This is a genomic window from Vibrio thalassae (assembly GCF_900089835.1).
GTDB classification, from domain to species: domain Bacteria; phylum Pseudomonadota; class Gammaproteobacteria; order Enterobacterales; family Vibrionaceae; genus Vibrio; species Vibrio thalassae.
Genome location: NZ_OANU01000108.1, coordinates 1 through 2,761, shown reverse-complemented (window position 1 = coordinate 2,761; position 2,761 = coordinate 1). Strand labels below are relative to the sequence as shown.

Annotated in this window: 4 protein-coding genes and 2 pseudogenes; 1 reads left to right on the top strand and 5 read right to left on the bottom strand. The window is 44.3% G+C overall.

Going from position 1 to position 2,761, the window contains the following annotated elements; genetic code table 11:
- Positions 1-117: pseudogene (locus VTH8203_RS25800) on the bottom strand (IS982 family transposase); the annotation flags it as partial.
- 95 nt (positions 118-212) lie between these two features.
- Here VTH8203_RS25800 and VTH8203_RS19675 point away from each other — a divergent pair.
- Positions 213-353 (top strand): annotated as a pseudogene (locus VTH8203_RS19675) (transposase); the annotation flags it as partial.
- Positions 354-470: 117 nt separating this feature from the next.
- Here VTH8203_RS19675 and VTH8203_RS19670 read toward each other — a convergent pair.
- The 4 genes from VTH8203_RS19670 to VTH8203_RS19655 all read right to left on the bottom strand — a co-directional run.
- Complete coding sequence (locus tag VTH8203_RS19670) at positions 471-686, bottom strand: hypothetical protein (protein ID WP_096995183.1); 216 nt, start codon at positions 684-686, stop codon at positions 471-473.
- Entirely contained in the window at positions 686-1,945 is a 1,260-nt protein-coding gene (gene iscB, locus VTH8203_RS19665; protein WP_096995182.1) for an RNA-guided endonuclease IscB, read from the bottom strand. The genes VTH8203_RS19670 and iscB overlap by 1 nt, the downstream gene beginning before the upstream one ends.
- 250 nt (positions 1,946-2,195) lie before the next feature.
- Positions 2,196-2,402, bottom strand: coding sequence for a hypothetical protein (locus VTH8203_RS19660; protein ID WP_158296199.1), 207 nt, complete (start codon positions 2,400-2,402; stop codon positions 2,196-2,198).
- 183 nt (positions 2,403-2,585) lie between these two features.
- Positions 2,586-2,761, bottom strand: a 176-nt coding sequence (locus tag VTH8203_RS19655; protein WP_167385805.1) for a transposase domain-containing protein, incomplete at its 5' end; no start/stop codon positions are given.

Below are 2,761 nucleotides of genomic sequence, written 5' to 3'. Positions count from 1 at the left end.
TCGGCCTTTGCGATTACGCTTCCGTACGCCGCTCTCAAGCTGAAGTTTTTGCCACTGGGGTAGAAAAGCCTGACAAAAGTCATCGACATGGCAAAATAAGTCCACTAATTTGTGCATAGCTGGTTCCTTGTGATAAGTCTCTCTTGATCGAAAGATCTGATCGCAGAACCAGCTTTTAGTTCCCTTCTTTTTTTATCCCGAGTTCAGGTTATACTAATGCGCGAATGGAAGGTCTGAACAGTTTATTTCAAGCCGCGAGGTCGAGGACTCGAGGCTATAGAAATACAGCCACTTTCATCACCATGATCTACATGATAGCGAGCCCTGCCGCTGAAATATTGAAATCCACTTGAAACGTCGAAGAGCCGAAATTGCTAAGTCACATGGTGTAATTTTACATCCTTAATTCTGTTTAAGGTGTAATATTACGCTTAATTGTAATTTGTGAGTGTAATTTTGTATGCAATTGGCTATCGCTGGTACTGTTTCTCTGAATTTAAAAAGTGGCGAAGTTCTTTTCTACCTTCTGTTGATGCTGAAAGCATTATCGGCAGCAGTAGCTCATTTTTGTTCGGCTGGTTCAGCACCGGAATTAAATCAATCATTGACAAAGTGGAGGGAGTTTGAACTTCATATGTCGCCTTGAGTGCGGTTTGGATGGCAGTGATACCAATACCGTTCATCATTATGCGGCAAGGATACCCGTTGCTTTAGCTGCGGGAGGAAATGCCGCCTCCATTTGTTGTATTAATGTTGTAGTTCGGGCTGATAGTCGAACCGTATTTTTCTTAACGTTGGCAGAAGCGTGAATCTTCTCACCTGTAATTGTCTCTAGCGCAAAGTATCCAGTGCTCCGCTTTCCTTTTACAAAGCCTGTACCTTGTGGGGTTGAGATCAGGTCATGTTTTTTAAGTCCAAAGAGTTTGCCAACGGGGATCTGCTTCTCCGATCTTGCACCTTTAGTTAGTTGGTAATCACCTTTTGAAACATGTCGCTTGAAGTACACAGTTTCGTTTTGAGTAATTAACTCACCATCTTCCAAGCAAATAGCAACAGCATCAAAGTAGTGCTCCTTGGTTAACTTAAGCACCTGCTCTCGCTTAAATTTTGTTTCGTAACCAAACGTCTCGGTGAATAACCACACACTTTTTAAGCGAGACTTGAGGATGCCCATTTCAGTTGCATGTTTAGTCCGCGACTTTCTTACCTTTAGCTCAAACTTCCCAGCATGTAGGTCACGGTGACAGGTTTCGCAAAGGGTAATCAAATTCGTTGGTGTATCTGTGCCACCGTTCGAACGGAAAACAATATGATGCACATGCAGCTTGTTGCTATGTTTACCTTTCCGCCCTGATTTACACTTGTACCCATCGCGATGAAGTACATACGCCTTGGTATTGTAGAAGCCTTTCTGAGCACCTTTTTGGTAGTCAACACCCACAACGTCGGGGTTTGTGATCTTGTGAATGTCAAAGCTTGCAGTCTCAACTTTCCATTCGCTGATTGGCAAGATTGATTCAACAAAGTCACGCTCCCTCAAATGCGAGTCGAGCTTTGATTTAAGGCTTGGCGCTAGGCGTCCATTAGCTCGCATAGAAGCTCTATTAGCCCATCGGGCAGGGCGATAACGGCACTTGCGCCCACGTCGATTACGACGATACATAGCTCGCTGCTCCATCTTCTTTGATACGTCTTGTCTCAGTGCAACTTGGCTTTGATATATTACCTGACCAAGACCGACAACAGCATACCCGATGGTTTTGCTACCAGTATCCATGCCAGCAACAAGCTTTTGCTTATAACCTGAGCTGCCACCAACCAATTTGATGGTAAAAGGTGTTCTTTTAATCACTTTTACATCGCCTCTTTTAAGCAATACTCTTGCTTTTTGAGGTTTACATGGCATAAGTGCTTTACCATTTTTGTTAAGTACAAACACGAACATAGCGTGTTTCTCCTTCGAGTTATGCGTGCTTACAAACTTGAGGTGCTTGTAAGATCCGACTTCCTCTCGACCAGATATTAAGGCTTTAGATGTGGTTGACTGTCCATAACGCTTTAGGACTGTTTACAGTGCCACGATAGAGCATCAGACTGAGGCGGTATCTAATGGTATCTCTTTCCAAAATATCGTCTACTTGGTTTAAACCCTCTCCAAGTGGTCTGGTCAACTTGGCTTTTACAAGCCCACTCCTTTAGGGGCGGCGTAATTGACTCTGCTGGAAAATCGCTTGGGTATCTTCTTCTAGATCATGAATGTCAAAGTAGTCGTACACCGATAGTCCTTGTTCCTCCACTAAGCCGAGGGCATAGTTCAAAGTGCTGATAAGTTCGTGCTCAGTGTCGATTTTTTCTTGCACTATCAAAAAGTCTGGGGTGTCGCCTGGCCCAGTTAACATCATCACCTCTTCAATGTTGGCGATGTTGTCATGCGATTGGTCCAAAAGACGACTGGCGTAGATGCCTTCCGATACTGAACGTGTAAAAGCATGAGATTGACGAAAACTTGTTTGATCCTGCCATATTATTGTTGATCAATTACTGGATCAACAGTAAACGCCCCATAAACCCACGGGGCGATCTTGCTAATGCTTGAAGTTCCAAGGTAGGAGCGCATCGATATCAGGCTCAGATTTCGCTAACTCTTGCATGCACTTGACCATGTAGTCGTAGAGGATGAGCCCATTGGCTTTCGCGGTCTCGACGATACTGTAAAGCATCGCGCTCGCTTCAGCACCATTTGGTGTACTCGAGAACAACC